Origin of the sequence: Brevibacterium sp. RIT 803 (assembly GCF_016892625.1) — a bacterium.
Lineage (GTDB): Bacteria > Actinomycetota > Actinomycetes > Actinomycetales > Brevibacteriaceae > Brevibacterium.
The window spans coordinates 936,635-962,806 of record NZ_JAFEMW010000001.1 but is presented as its reverse complement, the minus strand read 5'-3'; the positions used below and the strand labels follow the sequence as shown (position 1 = coordinate 962,806).

At 61.9% G+C, this 26,172-nt stretch carries 27 protein-coding genes; 12 read left to right on the top strand and 15 right to left on the bottom strand.

Going from position 1 to position 26,172, the window contains the following annotated elements:
• Positions 1-20 precede the first annotated feature (20 nt).
• The 3 genes from JTF07_RS04370 to JTF07_RS04360 all read right to left on the bottom strand — a co-directional run bounded on the left by JTF07_RS04370 (position 21) and on the right by JTF07_RS04360 (position 2,517).
• Positions 21-500, bottom strand: a complete 480-nt coding sequence (locus tag JTF07_RS04370; RefSeq protein WP_204233058.1) for a hypothetical protein — start codon at positions 498-500, stop codon at positions 21-23.
• A gap of 19 nt (positions 501-519) precedes the next feature.
• Entirely contained in the window at positions 520-1,161 is a 642-nt protein-coding gene (locus JTF07_RS04365) for a hypothetical protein (RefSeq protein WP_204233057.1), read from the bottom strand.
• Between the two features lie 315 nt (positions 1,162-1,476).
• Positions 1,477-2,517 (bottom strand): helix-turn-helix transcriptional regulator, encoded by a 1,041-nt coding sequence (locus tag JTF07_RS04360; protein ID WP_204233056.1) that lies wholly within the window; start codon positions 2,515-2,517, stop codon positions 1,477-1,479.
• 175 nt (positions 2,518-2,692) lie between these two features.
• Here JTF07_RS04360 and JTF07_RS04355 point away from each other — a divergent pair, with 175 nt between their 5' ends.
• Both JTF07_RS04355 and JTF07_RS04350 read left to right on the top strand, forming a co-directional pair.
• Complete coding sequence (locus JTF07_RS04355) at positions 2,693-3,862, top strand: integrase (protein WP_204233055.1); 1,170 nt, start codon at positions 2,693-2,695, stop codon at positions 3,860-3,862.
• Positions 3,863-4,301: 439 nt separating this feature from the next.
• A complete protein-coding gene (locus tag JTF07_RS04350) occupies positions 4,302-4,526 on the top strand; it encodes a hypothetical protein (protein WP_204233054.1) in 225 nt (74 codons plus the stop codon).
• Positions 4,527-4,621: 95 nt separating this feature from the next.
• On the opposite strand, the gene JTF07_RS04345 is transcribed toward JTF07_RS04350, so the two are convergent.
• Positions 4,622-5,167: a hypothetical protein gene (locus tag JTF07_RS04345; protein ID WP_204233053.1), complete on the bottom strand. Its 546-nt coding sequence runs from the start codon at positions 5,165-5,167 to the stop codon at positions 4,622-4,624.
• 430 nt (positions 5,168-5,597) lie between these two features.
• On the opposite strand from JTF07_RS04345, the gene JTF07_RS04340 reads away from it, so the two are divergent.
• Together JTF07_RS04340 and JTF07_RS04335 are read left to right on the top strand one after the other, a co-directional pair.
• On the top strand, positions 5,598-6,389 hold the full coding sequence (locus JTF07_RS04340; RefSeq protein ID WP_252199271.1) for a YihY/virulence factor BrkB family protein: 792 nt from the start codon (positions 5,598-5,600) through the stop codon (positions 6,387-6,389).
• A 121-nt stretch (positions 6,390-6,510) separates the two neighbouring features.
• Positions 6,511-7,716 carry an MFS transporter gene (locus JTF07_RS04335; protein WP_204233051.1) on the top strand — a complete coding sequence of 402 codons (1,206 nt, stop codon included), beginning with the start codon at positions 6,511-6,513 and terminating at the stop codon, positions 7,714-7,716.
• Positions 7,717-7,729: 13 nt separating this feature from the next.
• Here JTF07_RS04335 and JTF07_RS04330 read toward each other — a convergent pair whose 3' ends face one another.
• Positions 7,730-8,098: an ArsR/SmtB family transcription factor gene (locus JTF07_RS04330; RefSeq protein WP_252199269.1), complete on the bottom strand. Its 369-nt coding sequence runs from the start codon at positions 8,096-8,098 to the stop codon at positions 7,730-7,732.
• Positions 8,099-8,114: 16 nt separating this feature from the next.
• Between JTF07_RS04330 and JTF07_RS04325 the strand changes: the two genes are divergently transcribed.
• The gene (locus JTF07_RS04325) at positions 8,115-8,603 is read left to right on the top strand and encodes an SRPBCC domain-containing protein (protein ID WP_204233050.1); all 489 of its coding nucleotides are present in this window, start codon (positions 8,115-8,117) and stop codon (positions 8,601-8,603) included.
• A gap of 160 nt (positions 8,604-8,763) precedes the next feature.
• Here JTF07_RS04325 and JTF07_RS04320 read toward each other — a convergent pair whose 3' ends face one another.
• The gene (locus tag JTF07_RS04320; protein WP_204233049.1) at positions 8,764-10,119 is read right to left on the bottom strand and encodes an RraA family protein; all 1,356 of its coding nucleotides are present in this window, start codon (positions 10,117-10,119) and stop codon (positions 8,764-8,766) included.
• Between the two features lie 166 nt (positions 10,120-10,285).
• Between JTF07_RS04320 and JTF07_RS04315 the strand changes: the two genes are divergently transcribed.
• The 4 genes from JTF07_RS04315 to JTF07_RS04300 are packed head-to-tail and all read left to right on the top strand — an operon-like array spanning position 10,286 to position 14,013.
• Entirely contained in the window at positions 10,286-11,635 is a 1,350-nt protein-coding gene (locus JTF07_RS04315) for a TRAP transporter large permease subunit (protein ID WP_204233048.1), read from the top strand.
• 10 nt (positions 11,636-11,645) lie between these two features.
• The gene (locus JTF07_RS04310) at positions 11,646-11,903 is read left to right on the top strand and encodes a hypothetical protein (RefSeq protein ID WP_204233047.1); all 258 of its coding nucleotides are present in this window, start codon (positions 11,646-11,648) and stop codon (positions 11,901-11,903) included.
• Between the two features lie 5 nt (positions 11,904-11,908).
• The gene (locus JTF07_RS04305; protein WP_252199265.1) at positions 11,909-13,141 is read left to right on the top strand and encodes a CaiB/BaiF CoA transferase family protein; all 1,233 of its coding nucleotides are present in this window, start codon (positions 11,909-11,911) and stop codon (positions 13,139-13,141) included.
• Positions 13,138-14,013 carry an HpcH/HpaI aldolase/citrate lyase family protein gene (locus JTF07_RS04300; RefSeq protein ID WP_204233046.1) on the top strand — a complete coding sequence of 292 codons (876 nt, stop codon included), beginning with the start codon at positions 13,138-13,140 and terminating at the stop codon, positions 14,011-14,013. Before JTF07_RS04305 ends, JTF07_RS04300 begins: the two co-directional genes overlap by 4 nt.
• Here the strand turns inward: JTF07_RS04300 and JTF07_RS04295 are convergent.
• From JTF07_RS04295 to JTF07_RS04265, 7 genes are all read right to left on the bottom strand, one after another.
• Positions 14,004-14,762, bottom strand: a complete 759-nt coding sequence (locus JTF07_RS04295; RefSeq protein ID WP_204233045.1) for an IclR family transcriptional regulator — start codon at positions 14,760-14,762, stop codon at positions 14,004-14,006. The two genes, JTF07_RS04300 and JTF07_RS04295, sit on opposite strands and share 10 nt — an antisense overlap.
• Positions 14,763-14,919: 157 nt before the next feature.
• A complete protein-coding gene (locus tag JTF07_RS04290; RefSeq protein ID WP_204233044.1) occupies positions 14,920-16,347 on the bottom strand; it encodes an MDR family MFS transporter in 1,428 nt (475 codons plus the stop codon).
• 286 nt (positions 16,348-16,633) lie between these two features.
• On the bottom strand, positions 16,634-17,641 hold the full coding sequence (locus JTF07_RS04285) for an aldo/keto reductase family protein (RefSeq protein ID WP_204233043.1): 1,008 nt from the start codon (positions 17,639-17,641) through the stop codon (positions 16,634-16,636).
• Positions 17,642-17,672: 31 nt separating this feature from the next.
• On the bottom strand, positions 17,673-18,365 hold the full coding sequence (locus JTF07_RS04280) for a GntR family transcriptional regulator (protein ID WP_204233042.1): 693 nt from the start codon (positions 18,363-18,365) through the stop codon (positions 17,673-17,675).
• A gap of 61 nt (positions 18,366-18,426) precedes the next feature.
• On the bottom strand, positions 18,427-19,722 hold the full coding sequence (locus JTF07_RS04275; protein ID WP_204233041.1) for an MFS transporter: 1,296 nt from the start codon (positions 19,720-19,722) through the stop codon (positions 18,427-18,429).
• A 117-nt stretch (positions 19,723-19,839) separates the two neighbouring features.
• A complete protein-coding gene (locus JTF07_RS04270; RefSeq protein ID WP_204233040.1) occupies positions 19,840-20,496 on the bottom strand; it encodes an NAD(P)-dependent oxidoreductase in 657 nt (218 codons plus the stop codon).
• Positions 20,493-21,464, bottom strand: a complete 972-nt coding sequence (locus JTF07_RS04265; RefSeq protein ID WP_204233039.1) for an EamA family transporter — start codon at positions 21,462-21,464, stop codon at positions 20,493-20,495. Before JTF07_RS04265 ends, JTF07_RS04270 begins: the two co-directional genes overlap by 4 nt.
• A 79-nt stretch (positions 21,465-21,543) precedes the next feature.
• Here JTF07_RS04265 and JTF07_RS04260 point away from each other — a divergent pair, with 79 nt between their 5' ends.
• Complete coding sequence (locus JTF07_RS04260) at positions 21,544-22,425, top strand: LysR family transcriptional regulator (protein WP_204233038.1); 882 nt, start codon at positions 21,544-21,546, stop codon at positions 22,423-22,425.
• Between the two features lie 166 nt (positions 22,426-22,591).
• Positions 22,592-23,446, top strand: coding sequence for a sulfite exporter TauE/SafE family protein (locus JTF07_RS04255; RefSeq protein ID WP_204233037.1), 855 nt, complete (start codon positions 22,592-22,594; stop codon positions 23,444-23,446).
• 121 nt (positions 23,447-23,567) lie between these two features.
• On the opposite strand, the gene JTF07_RS04250 is transcribed toward JTF07_RS04255, so the two are convergent.
• Together JTF07_RS04250 and JTF07_RS20790 are read right to left on the bottom strand one after the other, a co-directional pair.
• Entirely contained in the window at positions 23,568-24,320 is a 753-nt protein-coding gene (locus JTF07_RS04250; RefSeq protein ID WP_252199262.1) for a hypothetical protein, read from the bottom strand.
• A 21-nt stretch (positions 24,321-24,341) separates the two neighbouring features.
• Complete coding sequence (locus JTF07_RS20790; RefSeq protein ID WP_204233036.1) at positions 24,342-25,292, bottom strand: AraC family transcriptional regulator; 951 nt, start codon at positions 25,290-25,292, stop codon at positions 24,342-24,344.
• An 80-nt stretch (positions 25,293-25,372) separates the two neighbouring features.
• Here JTF07_RS20790 and JTF07_RS04240 point away from each other — a divergent pair, with 80 nt between their 5' ends.
• The gene (locus tag JTF07_RS04240; RefSeq protein WP_204233035.1) at positions 25,373-26,170 is read left to right on the top strand and encodes an NAD(P)H-dependent oxidoreductase; all 798 of its coding nucleotides are present in this window, start codon (positions 25,373-25,375) and stop codon (positions 26,168-26,170) included.
• The last annotated feature ends 2 nt before the right edge of the window (positions 26,171-26,172 follow it).

Genomic DNA, 26,172 nt, shown 5'->3' with positions numbered 1-26,172 from the left:
TGACGCCCACGCGGTGAGGCTCAGACGCCCCCGCGTTGGAACGCCAGTTCGAGGACGAACAGGTGGACGGCGTGCCCCAGCACCAGGCCGGCGGTGAGGAAGCTGACGACGATGTCGACGACACCGAAAGCCGTGTAAGTCGGAGGGTCAACATAGCCAGGGGACTGCAGCAAGGTGGAACCGATGACGGTTGAGCCCACCAGGATTGCGATCAGACCGCTCGTCGACAGTTTTCCCATTGCCGCGAAGACCAGCAGCAGCGCTGTCAGGAGGAGGACCAGCAGCGCCATCAGGTCGTAGCCAGGTCCGAGTCGCACCACCTCCTGCCACAGGTTTCCGTAGATGATCGAGCTGTCTGGTTCCGACTCGTAGTAGGGGAAGAACGTCAGCGCGATGACCAGCAGGCACAGCGGGCCGTAGTAGCGGGCGTAGATGGCGTTGGTTCGCGTGATCCGTGAATTGAAGAGTTCGGCTCGGATCATCTGCTCGGGCAGAGTCATGTGCTGTCTGTCCTCACTGTCAGTCATCGCTCGTCGAATTCGGTGACCTTCGTGCCACGACGACGGTCGCCGCTGAAGCGAAGACGAGGGTGAGCATGCTCAGGCCGATGCCGAAGACCGAGAATCCCGGGCTCGGTGGGACCTGAAGACCGTTCCTCGCCTGAGATCCGATGCTTCCCGCCGGGGTCGTGGCCCCGCCGGTGCCGGTACCGGCGTCTGTATCGCCGGCGGGAATGACCGGCAGGACCGAGAACGACTCGCTCAACTGCTCTTCGTCCATGCTCTGCTCCGACGTGATCTCAGCCTGGTAGCCGCCCGCGTAGGTGTTGAGCGGTCGGCCGGGCGGGCCGCCGATTGGAAACGTCACCGTTCCATCGGCTCGGGCTCGTCTTCTGTCGTGGATAGCTTCGATGCCCCTCGGCGTGGATGCGATGTTGAGCCGCACTTCCTCACCTGGAAGGAAGCCGGTGGCAGTGATGGTCACCGCTTCGTTGTCGGTGATGAAGTCGGTGGTGGCGAGTGCCCGCGGACTGACGTCGACGATCGTCGGTACTCCGTCTGCGTAGTCGGCAGCAGCGGCAGAGCCAGGGTGCAGGGTGGTTCCCAGAATGCAGGCGGCGGCCATGACGGCCGAGGGGGTCCGCCAATTCGGTGAGCGCATGTGTATTCTCCAAACGAATGTCGAATGCGATTGTTCAGATGTGATTGGGTTCTGATTGAATTCGTCCGCAGACATTTAAATGGATCTATGCCTCGGGAAAAGAGAACCGTGGTGGAATGTGACCACAATGATTTCTCGGAATAGTCGCGGTGCTGCTTCGGCGATTGCTAAGAAAGCTACAGTTCGACGATTGCAGGAGACAAGGAAAGGACAAGACTCACCAGTCATGCCCGCGAAAGGCCGCGTGACAATATGGATTTCACGGCCATGTCGGGTGAGGACCGTTCTGTGTTGGACTCAGCCGCCAGCGGCAGGTTATATCGAGGTGGGACGGTGCTCAGCACCTGGTCCTGCCTGCGTCGTCGCACGCAGCAGTCGATTCGAGAGTGCACGGAGCTCCGCAATGAGCTCCGGTGAGTCCTCGACGACGAACTCGACGTCGAGCCTGGCCAGAGTCAGCGCCATGGTGCTGACAGTCTCCGCCCCGATCTTCACCGACGAGCGTTGTTCGTCGAGGGCTTTGACTGTGCCTTCGGCCGGCATCAGCATTGTCATGACCTCGGATGCCGCAGCGTCGACGGTGACTGTGGCCGCGTGTTTCCACCTGCTGGCCGAGACGTTGCGCTCGACGTAGGCGCCGATGTCTTCGGCCGGGAGGGCCCGGGGCTCGAAGCGTCGACCTCCGGGCAGTTTGGGCACGATGTGTTCGACCCGGAAGATCGTCCATGCTTCTTCCCCCGGGTCGAACGTCAGGAGAAACCAGCGATGCTGATGGTTCACTAGCCGGTAGGGCTCCACCTCGAACTCCCCGCCGCGCTCCCTATTCGATGGTGTGCCTCCTGGATCCGAAGAGGCGCCGGTCTCGGAGGTGTAGGTGAATCTGAACCTCTCGTGACTGTGGCAGTGCTCGATGATCAGGGTCAGCAGATTCGGGTCGACGATCGGCATCGGATGGTTGCCGGCCAGCGGGACTGTGAAATGGGCTAGGTTCTTCACACGGTTGCGCACGCTGGCGGGCAGTATCTGCTCGAGCTTCGCCAGAGCCTGCGCCGAAGTCTCTTCCATTCCGCCGATGATGCAGCTCAGGCCGGAGTGCAGGCCCACAGCAACGGCGACGGCCTCGTCAGGGTTGAGCAACAGCGGCGGCACAGCCGATCCGCCGGATCCCAGACGGTATCCGCCCTCCCCGCCGCGGGTGCCCTCGACAGGATAGCCGAGGTCGCGCAATGTGCCGATGTCGTTGCGGACCGTGCGTGAGCTGACGTTGAGGCGCTCCGCCAACTCTGTGCCGGACCAAGTGCGAGGAACCATCAGCAATGACAGTAATCCGAGTAGCCGCGCTGCTGTTTGTGACATTTTCTGTTGTCTCCCTGGATTTAGGAAGACCTCCTGCCTAATCAAACAATAGCATCGGAGGTCTGAATACGTAATGAGCTGAACGCGGCAGCGAAGCCGTGACGAAAATGGAGGAACAGAGGAATTCATGCATACGCAATTCGCTCCTCATTCTGGTTCGAGGAGACAGCGCGGAATGATTGTCAACGATTATCTGGATCGCTACAGATCAGCTCGGAAACAGGACAAAGGCTGGATTCTCGACGAGATCGTCGTCATGACTGGGTGGTCACGGGACCATGTCCGCAGGCTCCTGGCGCAGTTGGCACGAGGGCAGAAGCCGTTGCTGGACGAAGCTGACAGGCCGCGTCGCAGAGAGGGCAAATATTCCGACGAGGCCAGGGCTGCATTGGAGCAAGTCTGGGATTGGTCCGGTCGGCAGAGTGGAAAGTATCTGGCCGCCGCCATGCCTGTGCTGCTCGATGCTTTGGAGCGTCACGGTTCGCTGACAGACGGTGTGGATGGATACAGCCGGGGAGTGCGAGAAGAGCTGCTGTCCGTCAGCCCGGCCTCGATCGACCGTTACCTGCAGTGTGCCCGAACCTGTGACTTTGCGACTCGCAATGTGTCAACGAGGCGCTCTCACGCGCCCAGTGCCGAATTCCTCGACTTCGCCGGCGGGGAGAATGAGAATGAACCTGGCTTCTTCATGGCCGATACCGTTGCCCACACGGGTCCAGCCCTCAGCAAGGGTTCCGTATTCACCCTCAACGCTACGTGCCTGCACACTGGGTGGGTGTTCACTCGAAGCCTTGCAGACAACGCTCCTGACCTCGTCGCCGACACTCTGCAGTGGTCGCTCGACGAAATCACGGGCATTCCCTTCTGGGTCAACGCCGTCGAATTGAGCAACGCATGTGAGAGGGTCCATGAAGCGGTCGCCTCGTGGGCGCAGGCACTTGATATCCACTACAGCCCCGTGTCGAAGGATCATCGGCGAGACCGACTGCCGGAGGCTTCGAAGCATCAGCACCTGGTCCACGAGTACGGGTTCGTCAATCGCTATGACACCGAGGAGGCCAGGTGGGCGCTCAATCAACTGTGGAGGGCAGTCAATGATCGGTTGAATTTCTTCACGCCGATCCGGAAACCCGTCGCCTGGGTCAGGGACTCGGCCGGTCACCGCAAGCGGATCTACGACGACCCTGCGACGCCGCTGCACCGTTTGAGCGTCGCGGGCATCATGTCACCTGTTCAGGAGGCCGAGCTGATCACCTACCGCAACAGCCTCAACCCCGCGAAGCTCGCTGCAGATATCAGCCAGTGGCAGCACGAACTCAGTGAGATCGCCGATCTGGCGGGGTGAGTGGGCTGTCGCTCGTGGCGGGCGCTCCGGTAATCAAAACTTCAATCTTAGCAGGCAACCCTGCCAGGAAGCCACCCCGAAAGCGACTTTGGGGCAAGTCGATTTTGGGGGATTACAATCGCGTAACTTCCGGGTACAGTAAAGATCGATTGTGATCTGACCAACCTTCGAAACTCGGCACAATGTTACGTGCCGACCCGAGTCTGAATCGCACCCGATCGACTGGGATGCGGTCTTTCAGAAGGGACTGACCGAGGGTGGAGACGGACCACCTTCGCTGAGGATGTCGGTGTGCAGCCCGGCCATCCTCAAGCACCGGGCGAGCCGGTTGTCAGGAGAGCGTCTTGGGAGATGGCTATGGAGTTGCGTGCACTGATGGAAGAGGACGACTGGTGAGGGCGAGCGGGAGCCTGGCGCGGCGCAGCATACGGGAGAACTCATGATCCAAGCCCTCGCCATCGCCATGATCGCCTATGCGGGAGTGGCCGTGTTCATCATCATCCTGCTGTTGTCCAAAGCTGACTATGGACGATCATGGCGCGATCGCCGAGATGCGGCGCGGATGGGGTTCTTCGTCCCTGTCTGGCCGCTGTTGGTGGGGTACCTGATTTTCCGCGCGGTATCGCGCATGTGGCACATGGCCGATTGGGGTCAGGCGCGCTGACGGCGGTGACTCTGATTGTCCGGGGCGCTGACAGCGGCGTGACTGACTGCAGCGTGACTGACAGCAGCGCACCTTGTGCCAGCCGTTGCCTGGACTCAGTCGTTGGGCTGTCGCGAGTAAGCGATGAGCGCCCGGTACAGATCGAGCGGTGCGCAGTTGGCGCCCTTGGCCAGTGACTTCACCAGTTTCCGATAGGTCTGGTAGTCAGTGTGATTGGGGTTGGGCGATTCAAGCAGACCGTATTCGTGGAGGACACCCGTGGCGCGCGAGTCCATGATGGTGAATTTCTTCGGGTCATACACGGTGAGCAGAGTGCTCGCGAGCGGTCCGCCGACACCCGGCAGAACCTTGAGGAACGGCAGCCGCAGGTGGTTGGGTGTGTCCTCGTCGAGGGCCACTGCGGTCACATACTCGATGTCATCGGAGTCGAGACCCTCAAATGTCGCCTGAGCGGCGACGGCCTTCCACTCGGCGACCTTGAGGAAATGCTTGCGCTTGTACGACTCGCGCTTGACGACCTTGGGCCCAATGGAATCGAAGATCTCCGCCTCGGCATCCGTGACCATGTACTGAGGCTCGAACCGCAGTACGAAGGCCGTGTCAATGACGCCGCTGGAATGGGTTTCGGTAGAGGAGTTCATTCCGTGATTGTACAGAGGGGCACTAGACGGAAGATGAACTTCTGACGATGTATCTTCACCCGAGCTCGCGGACCTCGCCGCGTCCTCGTCCACGGTTCTGAAGTCATCGACCTGGCGGGGGAGTCGGTGGTGAGGGGGACATTTGGGACGGCATGGCGGGGCTGAGCAGACGCTGAGAACGACTACGATGTCAACGTATTGCAGAGCATCCAGCAGTCCGTCCCCGCGGCAGGAGAAAGTCATGGCCGAAAAGATTCCCTCTCTTGCCGAGCCACCCGTAACTCGCGTCGAGACACCCGCGGTGAGGCCGCCGTTGACTGAAACGGATGTCTCAGCCGGCGAGGAACGAGCATTGAGAGATCGAGTGAGAGGTCGAGCGCACACGCTGGCGCGAGGCAGGAACGGGATCTTCACCAATACGATCCGGCACATGTTCAGTGATCAGGGACTTGATCTGGCGGCGGGCTTGGCGTTCTACGCACTGCTGTCGATGGCCCCAGCCACGCTGGCGCTCGTGTCGATGCTCGGCGTCTTCGGTGAGGCGAAGTCCACCACCGAGGCGGTTCTGGGCCTGGCCTCTGATCTGTCGACCGAGGCAGCCGAGGCGATCCGTCCGATCGTCACCGAGCTGGCGTCGACACCGGCTGCCGGTCTCACCCTTATCGTCAGCGTCGGCGTCGCGATCTGGTCATCATCGAAATACGTCGGTGCCTTCGGCCGCGCGGCGAACAGAGCCTATGCGGTTGAGGAGACGCGGCCGCTCTGGAAGCTCAAACCGATGATGCTGCTCATCACATTGGTTCTGTTGCTGCTCATGGCCGGGCTCGGCCTGCTGCTTGTAGTCTCGGGACCCATCGCGGAATCCATCGGCAGGCTTGTCGGTTTGGGCCCGGTGGCGGTGATGATCTGGAACATCGCCAGGTGGCCGGTGGTGATCTTCTTCGTCATGCTCGCAATTGCTCTTCTCTACTATGCGACTCCGAACGTGAAGAAGTCGAAGTTCCGCTGGTCGAGCATCGGGGCATTCATCGCGCTGATCACCCTGATCGTGGTCTCACTGGGATTCGTCCTCTACATCAACAATTTCGACAACTACAACGCCGCCTACGGTGCCATCGGTGGTGTGATCGTCGGGTTCGCGTGGCTGTGGATGGTGAATCTGGCTCTGATCTTCGGCGCGGAACTCGATGCTGAGATCGAAAGGCCGCACACCTCGGATTGAGACACCTTATACCTGACACCTGATTGGATACCTGGCACCTGATTCCGGAACGCGGCACCGGGGCTTGGGCCGGAGGCGCCCGGACTTCGGCCCCGGCCACCCGGTGCCGTATGGTCAAATCATGAGCTCCGAGAAGTCTGACGGTTCGACGTTCACCCCAGCGCTGCTGGGCCTTGTGTGGACTGCGATGTTCGGATTTTCGGCGTTCTTCTTCAGCTATTCGACGATGGTATCGATCGCGGCCGTCAACGGACTTTCGACGGTCACCGGCGGTTCGGTTCTGACGACGATGATGGTCGGCGTCATCGTCGCTCAGCCCTTCGCGCCGTGGGTAGGCAGAGAACTTGGTCTCAAGGGCGCATTGTTCTTTGCGCTGGGTCTGCAGCTGCTGGGACAGGTCCTCGGTCTGACCGTACCCGCACCGCTGCTCGGCCTGGTGTTGGCCGGACTGTGCGGGGGAGTGGGCTTCGGACTCTTCGTGGTTCTGGCCAATGCCGCGGTGCCGTCCACGACGTCTCCTGGCCGCATCGGCAAGGCCCTTGGCTTCTTCGGCGGAATCACTTCATTGGCCTCTGCCGTCGGAGCCCCATTCGGACTGTGGCTGGTCGGCACGATCCCCGTCTGGACCTTCAGAATGATTGTGTGCTTTTCGCTGCTCCTGGCGGTGCCGACCGTCGTGAGATTCCTGCCGGGCCGAGAACCCAGACCGGCGAAGACTTCGACGAACGATTCCGGGGCGACAGTTCGCAGCGGAACGAGAGAGCGCAGGTCACGGCGCAGGGCAGGTCGAAGCCTCGGTGAAATCCTGTACCTGGTCATCATGCTCTGCCCGTTCCTCATCGGTATGGTCGTCTTCGGTCTGATCATCGGATTCGGACCGGGCGAGGACGTCGCTGGAGCTGCTCTGTACATCGGCGCAATGCAGGTGTCGGCCGTGGTCGGACGGTTCGCCGCCGGTGCCATCGCAGACCGATTCTCCCCGTTTGCGCTCAATCTGCTGGGCCTTGCCATGGCTGTCATCGGACTGGTCGTCGCCGTCATGGTGTTCGGCGGGATGCTCTTCCTGGCGATGATGATCATCGGCCTGGGTTTGGGCACACTGCAATCGGCGAGCCTGGTGATGGCGTTTTCCAACGTCAGCACCCCGGCGAAGGCCAGCGTCGCCTGGAACATGAATTTCGATATCGGATTGGCCATTGCCGGAGTTCTCGGAGGTCTCGGCTTCACCTACCTCGGCGATACAGCGACATTCCTACTCTGCGCATTGCTGCTGCTTCTCAGCGGTGTGGTGTCCTGGATTCTGCGAACGCTGCGCCGCTCAGGCTAGCTGCCGGAGCCGCTCACTGTGACTCCATTGTGGAGCCAGCTTGGGTATCCAGATCAGCCAGCAGCCCCACAGCGGCCCGCGTGTATTCGCCGATCCAGCGATCGTGGATGCGCTTGATCGGTAAGGGAGCCAGCGCCAGCTGGCGGGTCCTGCCGACGCGACGCCCTCCGATCAGCTCCGCTCGCTCCAGGACACGGATGTGTTGGAGGACCGTCGTGCGATCGAGATCGGAGAAGGCGGCGCAGACCTCTCCTGTGGTGCGGGGCTCGTCGCGCAGCATGTCGAGGATCCTGCGACGGGTGGAATTGGCCAGCGCTTTGAACACCGCATCATCGCGTTCGTCCTCATCAACAGGGGAAGCCATTCCATTTGCAGGCGACATGTGATAAAAATATCACATGAATGATGAGCAGAGCACCAAAGATGCACAGCTGGAAGAACTGTCTTTCACCGTCATGGGCTACATCTCGAAGACCCCGCACGAGACCTTCGAGGCAGTGGCTGATCCAGCGCAGCTCTCGAAGTACTTCACCACAGGCGGTGCGCGCGGACGTTTGGAGTCCGGCGCCGAGGTGACCTGGGACTTCGCCGATTTCCCCGGTCGGTTCCCGGTTGAGGTCCTCGAATCCGTTCAGGACGAGAAGATCGTCATCGCGTGGGAAGGTACGGAGCATGCCACGGCGAAGTCCACGACGACGACCTTCGAGTTCTCTCCTGTCGATGACGGAGCGCGGACTCTTGTCACGGTGACCGAGAAGTCGTGGCAGACGACCATCGGGGGCGCAGAGGGTGCCTTCGGCAACTGCATGGGCTGGACCGGCATGCTCGCCGCTTTGAAAGCCTGGGTCGAATACGGCATCGACCTGCGCGAAGGCTTCTACAAGTAGTCAGTCCGATCTTCCGCAGGTGGTCAGTTTGAGGTGATTCGACCTGCGGACCCTGGGGAATGAGGCGGGGCCATGGTCAGCTTCACTCCACGTCTCGCCTGAAAATGCTAGATGAGAATCAACGAGGTTGCTGCCAAGAAGATCGCGTGCACCGGGTTTTTCAGTCGGCGGCCTTAGCGCGAACAGCGCGTCGGTGGGCAGCGCTCTGCTTGGCCTCTGCCTCGAGTTTGGCCAGACCTCCTTTGAGGATCGACTCGGCCTGCAATCCTGGTAGAACCATGACCCCGTCCTCATCGGCGACGATGTAATCACCCGGGTGGCACACCACTTCTCCAATGGAGATCGGGACCTGATGGCGTCCGGGGCCATGACGATATGGCCCCGCCGGTGTCACTGCCCGAGCGAATGTCGGAAAGTCGAGTTCGGCAATTCCGCTGACATCGCGAACTGCGGCGTCGAGTACGACTCCGACGGCGCCGGCGTCACGAAGGCGCTCGGCGATCAGGTCACCGATCAGAGCACGTTCCGTCTCTGCACGACCGTCGATGACGACGACAGCGCCCGGACGGATGTCGGCAATCGCGTCATGGATCGCCTTGTTGTCGCCAGCTCTCGTTTCAATTGTGAACGCGCGTCCGGCGATCCGCGGAGATGCCCAGACTGGTTTGATCGCGGAGTGCATGAGTCCGCGACGTTCATTAGCATCGCCCAATGCTGGAGTCGGAACCTCGGCCAGGGCGGCCGCAAGATCGTCTGCCTTCGACCGCGCGTACCGCAGGTGAGTAGCCAAGGCACCTTCTGTAACGGTGGAGGAGACGCCGAGCTCTGCGAGTACGCCGAGACTGTCCTCGAGTTCATGGCTGCGCCTGCCAGCGTGCAACCGTGTCGTGTGGTCGAGGCGATTGATGGTGGAATCACCGTCGTTGAGCCATTCCGCGATCTGTTCCTTCATCCACTGCTCGCCGTCGAAGGCCCGTGCAGCATCCATTGACTCTGCGATCAATGCGGCGAGGCTCTTGACGAAGACGCTGCGGACCAGCTTCCGCTGCGATGCTGAGCCGATCTCCTCACTGATCACAACTGTCTTAGCGCCGATCTGAGACAGGAGGGATGCGCCCGACTGTGCCCGCGGGCCGGCGAGGAGCACTGTGACGTTCGGGCCGAACTTCATCACAGAGCCGAGGACGGCACCGTCGACTAGCTGAGTCTCGTTGCCCAGGGCCGTGGCGACCTCGCGCTTACACCCAGGCGATGCGGCGTTGAGGTCAATGAAGACCGCATCGTCCTTCAGGTGCGAACCCGCATCCGCTGCGGCGCCTACCGCGAAGCGTGCAGTTGTGAGGCTGAGGATGAGGTCGGCATCAGCGACTGCCGGGCCGACGGAGTCGAATCGGGCGACATTTTTCGGGGTCGGGGTGTCCGCCGGATCAAAGGCAGAGACACCCCACCCGGCTGTCGCGAACGCTGATGAGAAGACTCGGCCTGCTTCTCCGAGACCCAGAATGGATACGCGCATTATTCCTCCATTGAAGTGATGCGAAAGCTGTTGGGAACTTACTGTGCGGCACTCGCTCTTGCGCTTGTGACCGTTGCCACGTACTGTACATCGAGTGCATTGCAATCGCATACTGCGAATGTCAATTGCACCAGATGCAAACCATCGGGCTTGACGAAGGAGACATATGCCCATTGCGTTGATTGCGCTGCTGGTGTTCATCGCGGTTTTGATCGTGTGGAACGTTGCCTTCAAGCGCTCTATGAGTGAAGCCATGATCATCGGCTTTATCGCCACCTGCCTGTTCGCCGGCCCACAAGCGCTCACCGTCGCGTGGGACGGCATCGCCTCGACTACGGAGAACGAAGTCGTCTACGCGGCACTCGGATTCGTCTTCATGACGTATCTGATCGACCAACTCGGAATCATGCAGAAGATCCTCGACCTACTGAACTCGGTGTTCGGCAAGGTTCGTGGTGGACCCGCCTTTGTCGATACCCTCGCTTCCAGCGTCATGGGAGCTCTGTCCGGATCGAATTCGGGCAATGCCGCCTCAACCGGCGCGATCACCGGGCCGTGGATGGTCAAGGAGGGGTGGAAACCGTCCCGGGCTGCGACAGTTGTCGCAGGCAACTCGGCGATGGGTGCCGCCCTTCCTCCGAGCACGTCCATGGTCATCATGCTCGGCTTCGCCGGGGGACTGGCATCGACAGGCTCGGTCTATCTCGCCCTGCTGGTCAGCGGTCTCTACCAGGTCTTCTACCGTCTTCTGCTGATCACCTACTTCGTGTGGCGGGACAACATCAAGGCCGGTAATGGCATCGATGTGCTCTCGAAAGGTCAAGCCTGGAAACAGGGTCGTGTTCCGATCCTCATCTACCTCGGAGCGCTGATTCCGATCGCTGTCACCATCGGACCGCTGGCATCCTTCTTGGAGAATGCGACAGAGGTCGGTGACGCCATGGGCGATATCTCGATCATCACGTGGATCCCTATTCTCATCATTCTCTTTGCGGTGCTCATCGGTTGGAAGAAGATTCCTAAGACGAGGCAGGGACTCTACGAGCTGATAGCCGGTTCGATCCCTCGGTTGGCCCCCATCGGTGTTCTGCTCTTCTTCGCCATTGCTGCCAGTTCGGTGCTCACCGAACTCGGCTTGGCGCGAGACATTGAGAGCACTCTCAGTGGTTTGGACCTGCCGAAATGGGTTCTCGTCGCCATCGTAGTTGTTCTGGTGGCGCTCATCGCCGGACCGCTTTCGTCGACGGCCACAGTGTCCGCCATCGGCCAGGTGTCGATGTTGTCGATGATCGCTGTGGGAATCGATCCGGTCCTCGCGATCACCGTGGTCCTGGTTGCGGCGTCTACGGAGGGATCCTCACCGCCTGCCTCAGCACCGATCTTCATCGCTTCGGGCATCGTCAAGGCAAAACCCGAAACGACATTCGTCCCCCTGATCGTCTACTACCTGTTGCCGGTAATGCTCATCGCAATTCTGGTGGGCATCGGGATTCTCCCAGTGCCGATGCAGGGTTAGGAGAACTCTCATGACTCAGCCGACAACTGCGAGCTCGCGACTCATACGGTCGCTGTTCGTCATCGTATTCAGCTTGTTTCTCATCACCGGGTTCGTTCTCGTGTTCGCTCAGATCATCGGTCTGATCATGACGAATCCGACCCTGGTGACCTGGGCATCGAGCACGCTCAATGCCCCTGCGGTGGTACTGGCCTCGGTCAGCGGAATCATCGCTTTCATCTATACCTACACGGACAAGTCAGCAGCATCCGCTGACGAGGAGGAGTGACACACTTGACGCAAGAACCCACCAGCTCATCAGCGAGTGCCGATTCATCACGGGGTGCGCTGGACGGCCTCAAGGTGCTCGACATGTCGACTCTGTTCGCCGGTCCGATGTGTGCGACGCTCCTGGGCGACTACGGGGCCGAGGTCATCAAGGTCGAGAATCCGAGGCAGCCGGATGCGGCACGCGGGCACGGTTTTCAGAAGGACGGAACCGGACTGTGGTGGAAGACGCTTGGACGCAACAAGAAGACCGTCGCCGTCAACCTCAAAGAACCAGCCGGAGTAGACCTCATTCGCAGTCTACTTGCGGACGTCGACATCATCGTGGAGAACTTTCGCCCCGGTGTCATGGCTAAATGGGGACTGGGATACGAGGCTCTCTCGGAGATCAATCCGGGCCTGATCGTCGTCAGCGTGACCGGGTTTGGGCAGTTCGGCCCCAAATCCAGTGAGCCCGGATTCGGTACTCTCGCGGAGGCGATGAGTGGGTTCGCGTCGATGACAGGCCAACCCGATGGTCCGCCCACCCTGCCGCCCTTGGCACTGGCCGATTCCATTGCCGGAATCATGGGCGCCTTCGCCGCGGTGACGGCGGTGCATTCGCGCCTGTCTGACGGTCAGGGGCAGCACATCGATATGTCACTCATCGAACCTATGCTCTCCGCGCTGGGCCCACAGGTGAGCGTCTTCGACCAGTTGGGCCTGGTGCCCAAACGGCTGGGAAATAGATCCGAGAACAATGCTCCGCGCAATCTCTACGAAACGGCCGACGGTCGATGGCTGGCGGTATCGACGTCATCTCAGTCGATCGCCGAACGAGTCATCGAGCTTGTCGGGCACGGTGAATATGTCGAGCAAAAATGGTTCAAGTCGGCCAAGGGCCGAGTCGAACACGCCGATGAACTCGACGATGCCGTCGCCACCTGGGTGAGAACGAAATCATCGCACGACGCATTAGCGGCATTCCGGGAGGCGCACGCCGCAGCCTCGCTGGTCTACAACGCTGAGGACATCATCGAGGACGAACAGTACAAGGCGTTGGGATCCGTCATCGATATCGACGACCAGGATCTCGGCTCAATGAAGATGCTCAACGTTCCGTTCCGCATGTCACACACGCCCGGCCGTGTCGAATGGACAGGCCGGGGCCATGGGCAGGACACGGACGAGGTGCTGTCCGGACTCGGCGTGGACGCGGAGACGATTGCTGATCTGCGCTCCCGGGGGGTGGTCTTATGAGCGAGATTTGCACCTGGCTCTATACTCCGGCATCGAGTGGTGGCAAGTTGGACAAGGCTCTGCACCGTGGTGCCGATGCGGTCATCTTCGACCTCGAAGATGCTGTCCACGTCGATCGGAAGACCAGCGCCAGAGCCGAGCTTGTCGAGTTCCTTTCGTCGGTGAGCGTGCTTCCCGTGAGCGAGTCACCGGACAGCAGCGCAGCAATTTCGCGGATCTTCGTGCGTGCGAACGCTTTGGATTCGCCCTGGGGAGTCGATGATCTTAACGCGATCGCTAGGCTGCCCGCTGTTGAAGGGATTCGCGTCCCCAAGGTCGAATCGTTGGCCGATCTTAGTCGAATCGAATCCATCATCAGTGCGGGAAAGAAGATCCAAATTCTGTTGGAATCACCCCTGGGTCTGGCGGCGCTCGAGGAACTCTGCCGGGCAGATGGATCGTCGAGTGTCTCCTTGGGTGACAACGACCTGCGGGCGGTGCTCAATCTTGAAGGTGAAGTGGTTCTTGACCAGATCCGGATCCGACTGGTCATGGCGTTGGCTGCCGCAGGGAAAGAAGCTCCTTCCGGCTCCGTCTATCCGCGAATCAAAGATCTCGAGGGTCTGCGAGCTGATTCGGTCAAACTGCGGGGGATGGGCTTCTTCGGCCGGACCGTTCTGCATCCCATGCAACTGGAGACTGTGCGAGATGCATTCCGTCCCGACAGTGAAGAGGTCGACTGGGCACACAGCGTCGTCGAGGCTGCTGACAGAATCTCAGCGCAGGGGAGCGGAGCGGTGATGTTGTCCGACGGACAGTTCGTCGATCGGCCGTTCGTGGTTCGGGCGGAGACGATCCTGCGTCGTGCGGGTGTTGATAGGCGTCAGCTGTAGCTCTTCATTCGGCTGATCTCGTGTCCTGCTGAGGTCAGGGAAGGTAGAACCTTTTCGAGCTGTTCCTGCGTCGTACTGTCGCTGGGTCCTGTCAATGACAGGGACCCAGCGACAGTCTCGTCTGTGAAGAGTGGCACTGAGATGGACGCGATACTGATATCGCGTTCACCGATGGAGACGAGGTGGCGATCGTGTCGGATCCCTTTGAAGTCCTCGAGGATCTCTGCAGCTGTCAGTACATGATGCGAGGTGGTCTCATGACCGTCGCCGAGTGCCGCGACTTCCTCCTGCTGTTGGGTTGGCATGAAGGCGGCGATCGTTTTGCCAGACCCGATGAAGAGAGGCAACCAGCGTCCGATCGGCTGCTGATACTGCATCGGTTCGAAGCCATCGACTCGAACTGAGAGTAGTCGCTCCAGTCCGCTGAGCAGGTGAAGGGTCGACGTCAGTCCGGTCTGCCTAGTCAGGCTCTGCATGACAGGACGGGCGAACTGGCTGAGTGGGTCATTGACCAGGTACCCGTGCGTGAGCCGTAGCACGGCCGCACCGAGGCGGTAGCGCTGATCCTCTTCGACGACGTAGTTCGACGCCTGCAGAGTGGACAGAATCCGCGACACCGTTGCACTGTGCAGCTCGACCGCTTCGCCGATCTCTTTGAGGCGCAGAGGTCGTTGTGCTCGTTCCAGGGTCTGCAAAATTGTGACGGCTCGTTCGACAGCCCTGATGTGGGGCTGCGAGGGTTTCGACATGTGTTTACCTGAAATCCTGGAAGCTGAAGATCATCTGGCCAGCAGACTCTCTTTCCAACGGGGCGGGGAGTCTGTTGCTTTGGCTTATTCTAGTGCCGAAGTCGGTGGAGAGGGCCTCAGTTGCTGCGACGGTGACATAGGAGACGTGTCAGTTCCCTCAGTCCTCTACTTTAAGCCCGTGCGAGTTCTTGATGAAGAAGGACCCGACGATCCCGAATATGCCGATGACAGCGGCAACGAAGAAGGCGACGTCCGCGCCGTGAACCAGCCCCTCGACTCCGTAGACTTCGGGGTCGCGTGTACTTGAGACCATGATGGTGACCAGGACAGCGGTACCCACCGAGGCGGCAATCTGGCGGAAGGTGTTGTTCAGCGCCGTCCCGTGTGGGATGAGGCTCTGCGGGAGCTGATTGAGTGCTGCAGTGGTCACCGGCATCATCACCATGGCGACGCCGAACATACGGATCGTGTTGACCACGGCAAGGAAGATGAACGAGGTGTCTGCCTCGAGGTCGGCAAACAGGAATGTTGTGACAGTGAGCAGGGTGAACCCGGCCACGGCCAACCATCTGGCGCCGATGGCGTCGAAGATGCGCCCGGTGACCGGCGACATCAACCCCATCACTGCCGCACCCGGCAGAAGCACCAAGCCTGATTCCATGGCGGAGAAGTCGTTCATGTTCTGCATGTAGAGCGGCAGGATCATCATGCCGCCGATCATGACGATGAAGACGCACATACCCAGTGCGGTGTTGAGGGTGAACATGCGGTAGCGGAGCACTCGGAACTCGAGCATCGGCTGGTCCAGCTTGAACTGGCGAGGAATGAAGATGGCCAAGGAGATCACACCTATGGCGAGGGGGATGATGACCTCGAGGCTCAGCCAACCTGCGTCACCAGCGGTTCCGAAGCCGAAGAGCAGCCCGCCGAAGCCGAAGGTCGAGAGGATGACCGAGGCGACGTCGAGCTTGGGGTAGGTGCGTTCGGTGACGTTCTTGAGGATGAAATAGGCGACGATGATGTCGATGATCGCAATCGGCAACATCATGTAGAAGAGAACTTCCCAGGGCAGGTGATCAACGATCCAGCCCGAGAGGCTGGGCCCGATTGCCGGAGCGAAGGCGATGACGAGGCCGAATGTGCCCATGGCGGTACCGCGCTTCTCCACCGGGAAGATTGCGAAGAGAATGGTCTGCATCAGCGGCATGATGATGCCGCCGCTCGAGGCCTGAATCACACGACCGAGAAGAAGGATGGGATAGGTAGGTGCCAGCGCACAGACCAGCGTGCCGACGATGAAGAGCAGCATTGCTGTGAGGAAGAGCCCGCGGGTGGTGAATTTCTGGATCAGGAAGGCCGTGATGGGAATCATGATGCCGTTGACCAGCATGAAGCTCGTCGTCACCCACTGCGCGGCGCTGGCCGTGATGTCGAAGGACTGCATGAACGCGGGCAGCGCAGTGTTGAGTAGCGTCTGGTTGAGGATGATGACGAAGGCACCGGAGACAAGGACTGCCAGGACCACATTCCGATTGATCGGCTTGCCATCGGCTGCTATGTACTGCCTGTCGTCCTCTTTTGTCACTGAACTTCCCTCTTTCCCCTCAGCATCTGCCTACGACGGCACGGTCGGCAGCAGTGCAGATCCGACCATCCGTTCCGCGTCGGTGCTCAACCGCGCCGTGCGAGTCTACTCCCCGTCGGATCGGCCTCTGGGGACAGGGTGTCGGCGGAGGTCAAGGACAGAGGACGCAGGATCAGGCACCATGTCTGTGAGCTGACCGTGCTGATCGGCGCCCCGGTCACCTGGCTGAGGGGCGACCTGGGCACGATCGGCAGGCGACTACCTGATCACACGATCCTGATCGGCCTCACACGATCCTGGTCGGCGGAGATTTCGTCTTCGACGGATCCGTGACAGGCAGATCACCGAGGGCATCATCGATGCGCGCGAGCACCTCGGTGTCGAGCTTCACTCCGGCTGCGGCAACATTCGACTCCACCTGCTCAGGGCGTGATGCGCCGACGAGAGCGGTTGCAACATTGTCGTTGGCGAGCACCCAGGCGATCGCGAGCTGCGCCATGGTCAGGTTCAGGTCGGCCGCGATCGGCTCCAGCTTGGCCACAGCATTGAGCGTCTCATCGTCGAGATAGCGGTCGGTGATCATGTCCTTGCCGCCCTTCTCATCGGTGGCACGTGAGCCGGCAGGGGCAGGCTGGCCCGGCTTGTACTTGCCTGTGAGCACACCCTGGGCGATCGGTGACCACACAACCTGCGAGATCCCGAGTTCCTTCGAGGCCGGGACGACCTCTGACTCGATGACGCGCCAGAGCATGTTGTACTGCGGCTGGTTCGACACGAGCTGGATGCCCAGGTCTCGGGCCAGGTAGTGCGCGGCACGCAGCTGATCGGCGTTCCACTCGCTCACGCCGATGTAGAGGGCCTTGCCCGCGCGGACGAGATCCGCGAATGCCTGCATCGTCTCTTCCAGCGGTGTCTCATAGTCGTAGCGGTGGGCCTGGTAGAGGTCGACGTAGTCGGTGCCCAGGCGGGACAGGGAGCCGTTGATGGACTCCATGATGTGTTTGCGGGACAGGCCGGTGTCGTTGTGACCTTTGGGGCCGGTCGGGAAGTACACCTTGGTGAAGATCTCCAAGGATTCGCGACGCTGGCCCTTGAGGGCATCGCCGAGGACCTGTTCGGCCACGGTGTTCGCATAAACGTCCGCGGTGTCGAAGGTGGATATGCCGTTGTCCAAGGCTGCATGAACGCACTTCGTTGCCGTGTCGTTCTCCACTTGGGAGCCGTGGGTGAGCCAGTTTCCGTAGGTGATTTCCGAGATCTTCAGGCCGCTGTTTCCAAGATATCTGTGCTCCATGGACTCAGCCTACTGCTGGGAGGCAAGCTTGTCAGTGCCGCCGGAGCATCGTCGATTCGAATGCCGCTGACGTCCTCGCCGAGGTGGCCGTGGGCGGTGCGTTCTCCGCGAGGTGTCCGCGCAGGATGTCCGCGAACCCGGTGGAGTCGCCCTCTCGCAGGTGTTCGACCAGGGAAACGTGCTCAGCGATGATCTCCTCACATCGGCCGAGAAGGCGGTCTCCCGAGGCGAAGAGGATGAAGCGGTGCCGGTCGGAGAGCCGTGAGTACAGTTCCAGCATCACGGCGTTGTCTCCGGCCTCGACGAAACCACGATGGAACTCAAGTGTCAGGTCGATGAAGGCGGCGACGTCGCCTTCATCGAAGGCCGTCTGCTGTGCTGTGATCGAGCGTTCGAGAGCCTCGGCGAGTTTCTGTCTCAAGGCATCCGGGGCCCGGTCGACGGCCGTCGTCTCCAGGACGAACCTGGCGTCGGCGAGTTCGGCGACCGTGCGCTCATCGACTCCTTGGACGATGGCCCCGCGCTTGGGATAGATGACGATCCACCCCTCGTCCTGGAGGCGAGCAAGAGCAACCCGCACCGGTGTGCGGCTGACCTGGAGGTCGGATGCCAGGCCGGTCTCGCCCAGCATGGTCCCAGGCTGGTGAGTGCCGTTGAGGATCTGGGCGCGGATGAGCTGGTAGGCGCGCTCGGCCGCGCTCTGGGTCTCGCCGCTGCTGGTCATGACCGCAATCTTCTCATTTGCCGGATCGAATTCCCTCCTGCGTCTGTGTCAATCTGCTCTCTCAACTTACATGCGAAGCATCCTCGACGTCCTTCGCCAATCCGGACCTCTGAGTCCGGCCGGGCCAACGCATCAGAGGAACGGCCCGGATTGAGAATGCCAGGGCGATGAGGAGCACGATGGTGGCCATCATGTTGATCCACAGGAAGCCTCCGGCCTGCAGCACGGTGCCGGCCAAACCTGCCATGAGAGCGCCGCCGAGGTTCATCGCCGAATCCGACGCCCCCTGCAGGGGGACCTTCGCCTGACGCGGCACCGAGGCTGTCAGCAGCGCCGATCCTCCGATGAGGAACATCGACCAGCCGATGCCGAGGAAGATCAGCGCCGTGCTGAGCAGAATCATGGACGAGACCTCGGAGGCGGCGTCGACGACGCCGAGGGTGATGGCGGTGGTGAAGACGAGGACGCCGCCGGCGATCACCGTTCCTGGTCCGAAGCGATCGGCCATCCACCCGAATACGGGGGAGAGGGCGTACATGCCGGCGATGTGCACGCTGACGACGATGCCGATCGCGCCGAGAGAGAATTCCTGGTGGTCCATGTGCACGGGCGTCATGACCATGACGTTTGTCATCATCATCTGACCGGCGATGATCGTGACCATGGCAAACAGGGGCACCGGGCGGGCGGCGGCGAAGCGCAGCGCCGGACCAAGCTTCATCGTCGCAGTCTCAACAGTCGGCTCATCGGATTCAGCGCTCGCCTCGGTGGCTCCTGGTTTGATCTTCTTGGTCAGCGTTGATGCGACTAGGGTCGCCAGCCCGAAGGCAGTCATCGAGATCAGGTAGGGACCGGCCAGTTCGTTCATGCCCAGTGCCGCGCCGAGGTGGGCGCCGGGTTCGGTGAAGCTGGGCCCGAGGACAGAGCCGATGGTCGTCGCCCACACCACCAGTGACATGGCCCGCCCAGCGGATTTCGGATCGACGAGGTCGACGGCCGCATAGCGAGCCTGCAGGCCAGACGCGGTCGCGGAGCCGCACATCATCATGCCCACCATGAACAGCGGCAGGAACGAAAACGCGACACCGAGGAGGACGACCGTCGCACCCAGGGCGCCGATGCCGAATCCCAGCGTCAGTGCGGTTCGCCGACCGGCTTTGCCCGCCAACACGGCCAGGGGGTAGGCGATGAGGCCGGCGCCGAGGATGACGCTCATCTGCGCGATGCCCGCCATGGAGGTCTTGCCGGTGATCTCCTCGGCCAGCAGACCGCCGACCGCGTAGCCGGAGGCGATTCCGGCTCCGGAGAGCAGCTGCGCGGTGATCAGTTTGGCCTGTGCCGAAGTCCGGGTCTTCATCGACGCCTTCCGTGTTCTGTGGAATATACTCACACAATGTATCTTGGATCCATCTTGGATACAAGATGATCTCACCCCCCGGAGAGGTGGCTCCATCGTTGTGTGCTCAGCGCATTTTCACAGGGCGTAAGTGCTCGGACACTTGTGGGCGATCGTGATGTGCTGCTCAGTGCCCGGTGCCTCGAGTTCGTCGATGACTGCCACAGCGAGGTCCTCGGCGCTGATGTGTGATCGTCCGACATGATCGGTCAGGAGGGTCGTCGTGCCCTGCCGGTAGGAGCCGGTGCGAATTCCGGGTTCGAGTACGGCAGGTGGGCTGAGATAGGTCCAGTTCTGATGGGTGTGTTCGGCGCAGGTCGCGAGTTGGGTGACGCTGGCGGCGGCGGTGGACCGCCACCTTTTCGGAACGAAGGCGGGGCTGTCGACCACTAGCCGATCGTGCTCCTTGGGTGAGTGCAGCGGTCCGGCACCTCCCACGACGAAGACGGGAATGCCGGCGCGGGCGCTGGCATCAAGGACCACCTTGGTAATGGTGACGAACGCATCTTCTTCGCCGGGAACCGCTCGGACGGTGAGCACTGCGGCCTCGACGCCGTCCAGTACATTGTCGATATCGGTGGCACTGCGGGCATCTGCCTGTTTCGATGTCACCTCTCTCCGGGTGTGGTGCGGCGCCGCGCGTGAGGCGGCGATGACTTGATGGCTGCGGTCGGCTGCCTCGGTGACAATGCGAGAGCCGACCATTCCGGTGGCTCCGATGACTGCAATCCTCATGATCTTTCTCCGTTCTGGGTGAAGAGTCGGGTGAGTGGCGGGGCGGCCAGTGGCCGACGTCGAGTGAAGGTCGGCGGTGAGAGCTGTCCGCAGAACAGTGCGGCCAGGGCAAGAGCGAAACCGGCGAGCTGGGTGAGGTTGAGCGATTCCCCGGCGAAGGCGACACCGAGCGCGGTTGCGACCAGGGGCGAGAGCAATCCAAGCAGGGCCGTTGCAGTGACGGGAAGTCTGCCCAGGCCACGGAACCACAGAGTGTAGGCCAGCAGCCCGCCGATGAGGCCCAGCCACAGGTAGCCAATCACCCCGGCGCTGTCGATGGACTCGGGGAGGCCTTCAAGCAGCAGGGTGGGGGCCAATAGGACAAGACCGCCTGCGGTGAGCTGCCAGCCGGCGAATCCCACCGCGCCGACTCCGGGCGGGCGCCCCCAGCGTTTGACGAGGATGACTCCGGTGCCCATCGCGCTCGCCCCGCCGATGCCAGCGAGGACGCCGATCAGATCGAAGCCGGCGCCCGGACCCAGCACCACCATCCCGACTCCCATGACACCGATGAGTCCCCAGGCCAGACGCCAGCGGGAGAGGCGCTCGCCCAGGACGGTGACGGCGAGGACGGTGATGAGGATCGGCTGCGTTGCTCCCAATGTGGCAGCCACCCCGCCGGGGAGGCGCTCGGCGGCAACGAAGAGCAGCGGGAAGAACAGCCCGATATTCAAGGTTCCCAGCACACCGATCTTCCACCACCAGTCGCCGTAGGGCAGTCGACGGGCGATGAGCAGGCCCAGGATTCCGGCCGGAAGCGCACGCATGAGGGCTGCAGACAGCGGATGGTCGGCCGGCAAGAGTGCAGTCGTGACGAGGTAGGTGGTGCCCCAGGCGATCGGTGCCAGTGCCGTGGTCGCTGTCATCAATTCCGTTGAGCCGGTGCCGTGGGCGGGGGTGACCTGGTCTGCAGCATGTGTCGTTGTCATGTCTCCAGCATCGAGGGCTCTTGGTCAATGAGTCCAACACATAGTTTTCATCCCACCGATCGTCTGACACGATAGATCCATGGAATTGCAGCAGCTGCGATATGTCCTCGCCGTCGCCGAAGAACGGAACTTCACCCGCGCGGCCGTGAAATCTCATGTGGTGCAGTCCGCGCTTAGTCATCAGGTCAAAGCCCTCGAACACGAGCTGGGGGTTCAGCTCTTCGCCCGGACCAGCAGACGAGTCGAACTCACCGATGCCGGCGCGGCCTTCCTGCCAGCAGCCCGAGCCACTCTCGATGCTGCTGATCGTGCCATCGCCGAGGCGGTCTCTACCTCCGGAGACCTGCGCGGTCGACTCCTCATCGGTGTCATTCCAACAGTGACGACCGTCGACATCACCGCCGCGCTCGGAGTCTTCCACCGAGCCCATCCGAACGTGGAGATCGGCCTGACCACCGGCGGCAGCCTCGACTTCGTCACCGCGATCCGGGAATCGGCCATGGACGTCGCTGTGCTCGGCCTCCCTGATGCCACACCTCCCACAGGTGTGGCCACTGAAATACTTGCCCACGAGCGTCTCTGTGCAGTGATGTCGCCGGAGCATCGGCTGGCCTCTCGCCGCAGACTTCACCTGAATGACCTGGCTGCTGAGACCTTCGTTGACTTTCCGGCGAGCAGCCCCGGTCGGTCCCAATCTGATCGAGCCTTCACCGCAGCAGGGCTGAGAAGAACGGTTGCCTTCGACGTCATGTCGACCGACGTGATGCTTGACCTCGTGGACCAGAATCTGGCTGTGGCCATGCTGGCACCGGGAGTCGTCGCGGACTCTCGCGGGCTGAATGTCGTGCCGATTGCTGATGGACCGACGCGCATCGAATACCTCGCCTGGAGCGCATTCAACCCGAGCCCGGCGGCACTGGCGTTCCTCGACGTCCTCCGTGCCACCTCGGCGGGTGACTGAGGGTTCTCCGCGGGAATGGGCAGACGCGGCTTCCTCAGCACGCTCGTCGAGGACGGTGCGGTCGAAGATCGAACACGGGAATATCTGCACGAGGCGATGAAAGACGGCTGACTTAAGAAGCTGTCAGGGGTTGCCCGCCGAGGCGCCCGTGGGGTGAGATGGGCGAGTGGACCTTCTGGGATTGGTGTTCGTCGGCGCTCTGGTCGGACTGACCACTGTGCTGTTCGGATTCGGCGGCGGCTTCGTCACCGTCCCCATCATCACCCTCGTCCACGCCGACCTCGGCAGTGACACGGCACGGGTGGCCGCAGCCACCTCGGCGCTGGTGATGCTCGTCAACGCCGTCGTCTCCACGATCTCGACCAAACGCGAAACCTTGACTCATCTCAAGGGGGAGTGGTGGCTGTTCATCCTCCTGGCAGCAGGTGGGGCGTTCGGCGCTTTCTGCGCGAAATTCGCACCCGAAACGCTCGTGAAGTGGGGCTTCGTCATCTATATCGCCGTGACTGCGATCGACCTCCTGGCCCGCCCCGGCTTCTTCCGCCGAGGTGGTGCGAAGGCGCGCACGAAAGGTGGAAAGGGCGGCGATGGCCGGAATGGTGGAACCGCTGGAGTCGGAGACGATGAGAACCTCGGTGAGGGTGGTCGAGGCATCGCCGCCCTGTTCGGGTTCCCGATCGGAGGCTTGGCGTCTTTCCTCGGCGTCGGCGGCAGTGTGATGACCGTGCCGATGATGCGCCGATCAGGGGCCACCATGACTGTGGCCACGACGCTGGCCAACCCGCTGACCTTGGTCATCATGCTCCCCGCTGTGCTTGTCACACTCACCACTCATGCCTCCACCGAGGTCCCGGGAATGGTCGGCTCTGTGGATCTGCGCTCGGCACTTGCTCTCCTCATCGGTGCGATTCCGCTGATAGTTCTGCTGCGTCGTCGCGTGCCCAAGATCCCGGAGATCATCCACGCCTGGGGCTACGTCATCCTGCTGATCACAGCCGGAGCCGTGGTCGCTGTGTCGTGATCGGACCTTCGTCCTATCCGTCCCGACGTCGCCTGAACGCTGGGTCGCCGCGTCGTCGTCGTGTGAGGCCTGGACCAAGAGGCAGTGAGACAGTCAGTTCCCAGGTGGCAGGCTCCGGGTTCTACCCGTTCCTGCGGCGCTCACGCAGCACGGCGGGCAGGCCGAAATAGATGGGCGGCCGCAAGGAGACTTCCGGCGCACGGGCGGAGAATCCGGTGCCAGCAGTTCCCGTGCTATTGGGTCCGGTGCCACCGGATCCCGCGCCAGCAGATCCTATGTCGCTCGCCCCACTCAGCGTCCATGCACTTTCCCAGCTGATGAGTTCACCGGCGTGGCAGACGGGATCGCCGCCGCCGTAGGGCGGTTCGGCCCATAGCCAGAGGTTGATGCCGTATTCGATGAGGGTGAGCTTCTCTCTCTGTTCCCGGGCCGTGTTCTCTTTGACCAGCGCCGCCCGCACCCTCGCCGAGGCGGTCTCGAGCTCCGTCCACCCGTCCTGTCGATGGGGAAGGAAGATCCACGTCCCCGCGGGGATATCGGCGGGCACAACCTCCTTCGCGCTCATGGCCGTGATGAAATCGTCCGTGGCACGGGTGTCGGTGTCTGAACCAGCGCTGCCGAGAAGCTCGGCGAAGCAGGTGCGGGCCACCTCGGCAGTGGGGGAGACGATGAGAATGTGGGGCGCCTCGGCCCGGACCTCGGCAAGACTGAGGCGGGTGAAAGGGTTCGCACGCATCGTCGCCAACACCTGGATCCAGTGCTCGGGGACCGGGGCGTCAGTGATCAGGCCAGTGGTCTGCGGTCGCTCTGCATCGTGTCGCATGATCGCCTCCCTTCTTCCTTCGTCGCCGACGAATGCGTTCTTCTCCACCATGGCACGAGCGGGTGTCCTGCCTCAGCTCTTTGCCTGTTTCCCTGTCGCCTGACGGTGCTGACTGGGCCGGACGCCGTATTCGCGGTGGAAGGCGGTGCTCAGAGAGTAGCCGCTGGAATAGCCGACCTCGTGGGCCACGGACTCAACTGTGGCATCGGTGCGCTCGAGGAGGTCGGCGGCCAGGCACAGTCGCCACCCGTTCAGATACGACATCGGAGGCTCGCCCAGCAGATCCGTGAAGCGGCGCGCCAAGGTGGCACGCGAGACGAGTGCCTGACGCGCCAGCGTCTCGACGGTCCAACCTCGGTGTGGGGCCTCGTGCATGGCTGTCAAAGCGGTGCCCACGATCGGATCTGAACTTGCCCGATACCAGCCCGGCGCCCTCGCCTCAGGCAGGGCGAACCAATCACGTAGGGCACCTGCGAGCACCAGATCGAGCAGCCGGTCGAGGATAGCCTGCTGTCCCGGTTCCTCACGCAGGATCTCTGCCTCCATCAGCTGCAGCGCCGCTGTGCGCTGCACGGCCCGCGGCACGACGAGGACCCGTGGCAGAGTGTTCAGCAGGCGATCGGCGATGCGCCCCGTGACGGTGAATGAACCGGTCAGCATGGCGTCATCTGCATCCAACTGCACGCCGCACGTTCGAGTGCCCAGAGCAATGTTCTCGGACTGCGCGCCGTCATCAGCGAAGCAGACTCCGGTCTGAGTCTGAACGTACATGGGGATGGGGTTCGCTGCGGGGTCGCTGGTCACGTCGAAGGGTGCTGGTCCGACGACGATGGCGATGTCGTGGGCGAAGAGCTGATGGGATTCTTCGCCGTCGACGATCCACGCTTCCCCGCGGAGCATCGTGACCAGGGACAGAGAAGCATCCTCTGCAAAGGTGGCGCACCAGGGCGGGTTCGCGAGAGTCCGGCCCACCAGTGCGCCGGAGGAGCGGATGTGCGTGAGTACATCGGAGAGCGTGTCCACACCCCCAGTTTAGACGCTGAATGATCTTTTTGAGACTGTGGGCGATTCTGCGTCTCACTCAAGTGCGGTGAGATTGGCATATGAACTCATTTCATGAACCTACGCCAGGCCGCGCCCACTGGGTCTACACGCACCCACGGGCAGACTCCTTCAACCAGCACCTGTTCAGGGCAGGTTGCTCTGCACTGTCCGAACATTATGACGTGACTGTGTCTGACCTCTACGCCGACGGATTCGACCCGGCACTGAGTGAGCGTGATCTGGGAAGCCTGTCCACGGTCCCCGGCAACGTCTCGGACCTGGCAGGTGAGGCGTATGCACGTGGCGAAGTTGAACCCGAGGTCAGGCGAGAACAGGAGGCCCTGGCGGCCTCTGAGCTGCTGGTGCTGCAGTTTCCCCTCTGGTGGTACGGGCCTCCCGCGATGCTGAAGGGGTGGCTTGACCGGGTGCTGCAGACCGGATTCGCACAGGGGGACCTCGACGAGGACACAGGGCTGCCGCGCCGGTATGGCGACGGTCGGCTGATAGGGAGGAAGGCTCTGATCATTGTCACCGCTGGGGACGACCAGCGCACGCTGAGCCCGCGGGGCATCAGTGGCGACCTGGAATCCCTGCTCTTCCCTTTGACGCATGGTGCCCTGTGGTACGTGGGGATCGAAGCGCTTGACCTCCACGTGGTCTACGACGTGGACGGTCTCGGCGAGGCCGGGCGCGAAGAGGAACGACAGCGACTGACGGACCGGTTGGCGGGCCTTCCCCGTGAGCGGGTCCGCCCGTATCGGACGATGCTGGGCGGAGATTATGACCGCAGGACCCGGGCCCTGGTCGACGGCGTGAACCCCGGACGTACGGACCTGGCCATCCACCTCAGCGACTGAAG

Coding starts and splice junctions, on each gene's coding strand:
- JTF07_RS04265 (WP_204233039.1), bottom strand. CDS start 21,464: ATGACAACGACACATGCTGCAGACCAGGTCACCCCCGCCCACGGCACC.
- JTF07_RS04285 (WP_204233043.1), bottom strand. CDS start 17,641: ATGGAGCACAGATATCTTGGAAACAGCGGCCTGAAGATCTCGGAAATC.
- JTF07_RS04260 (WP_204233038.1), top strand. CDS start 21,544: ATGGAATTGCAGCAGCTGCGATATGTCCTCGCCGTCGCCGAAGAACGG.
- JTF07_RS04330 (WP_252199269.1), bottom strand. CDS start 8,098: ATGTCGCCTGCAAATGGAATGGCTTCCCCTGTTGATGAGGACGAACGC.
- JTF07_RS04275 (WP_204233041.1), bottom strand. CDS start 19,722: ATGAAGACCCGGACTTCGGCACAGGCCAAACTGATCACCGCGCAGCTG.
- JTF07_RS04315 (WP_204233048.1), top strand. CDS start 10,286: ATGCCCATTGCGTTGATTGCGCTGCTGGTGTTCATCGCGGTTTTGATC.
- JTF07_RS04270 (WP_204233040.1), bottom strand. CDS start 20,496: ATGAGGATTGCAGTCATCGGAGCCACCGGAATGGTCGGCTCTCGCATT.
- JTF07_RS04240 (WP_204233035.1), top strand. CDS start 25,373: ATGAACTCATTTCATGAACCTACGCCAGGCCGCGCCCACTGGGTCTAC.
- JTF07_RS04365 (WP_204233057.1), bottom strand. CDS start 1,161: ATGCGCTCACCGAATTGGCGGACCCCCTCGGCCGTCATGGCCGCCGCC.
- JTF07_RS04310 (WP_204233047.1), top strand. CDS start 11,646: ATGACTCAGCCGACAACTGCGAGCTCGCGACTCATACGGTCGCTGTTC.
- JTF07_RS04300 (WP_204233046.1), top strand. CDS start 13,138: ATGAGCGAGATTTGCACCTGGCTCTATACTCCGGCATCGAGTGGTGGC.
- JTF07_RS04295 (WP_204233045.1), bottom strand. CDS start 14,762: ATGTCGAAACCCTCGCAGCCCCACATCAGGGCTGTCGAACGAGCCGTC.
- JTF07_RS04355 (WP_204233055.1), top strand. CDS start 2,693: ATGATTGTCAACGATTATCTGGATCGCTACAGATCAGCTCGGAAACAG.
- JTF07_RS04335 (WP_204233051.1), top strand. CDS start 6,511: ATGAGCTCCGAGAAGTCTGACGGTTCGACGTTCACCCCAGCGCTGCTG.
- JTF07_RS04345 (WP_204233053.1), bottom strand. CDS start 5,167: ATGAACTCCTCTACCGAAACCCATTCCAGCGGCGTCATTGACACGGCC.
- JTF07_RS04370 (WP_204233058.1), bottom strand. CDS start 500: ATGACTCTGCCCGAGCAGATGATCCGAGCCGAACTCTTCAATTCACGG.
- JTF07_RS04350 (WP_204233054.1), top strand. CDS start 4,302: ATGATCCAAGCCCTCGCCATCGCCATGATCGCCTATGCGGGAGTGGCC.
- JTF07_RS04280 (WP_204233042.1), bottom strand. CDS start 18,365: ATGACCAGCAGCGGCGAGACCCAGAGCGCGGCCGAGCGCGCCTACCAG.
- JTF07_RS04325 (WP_204233050.1), top strand. CDS start 8,115: ATGAATGATGAGCAGAGCACCAAAGATGCACAGCTGGAAGAACTGTCT.
- JTF07_RS04250 (WP_252199262.1), bottom strand. CDS start 24,320: ATGGTGGAGAAGAACGCATTCGTCGGCGACGAAGGAAGAAGGGAGGCG.
- JTF07_RS04320 (WP_204233049.1), bottom strand. CDS start 10,119: ATGCGCGTATCCATTCTGGGTCTCGGAGAAGCAGGCCGAGTCTTCTCA.
- JTF07_RS04340 (WP_252199271.1), top strand. CDS start 5,598: ATGTTCAGTGATCAGGGACTTGATCTGGCGGCGGGCTTGGCGTTCTAC.
- JTF07_RS04360 (WP_204233056.1), bottom strand. CDS start 2,517: ATGTCACAAACAGCAGCGCGGCTACTCGGATTACTGTCATTGCTGATG.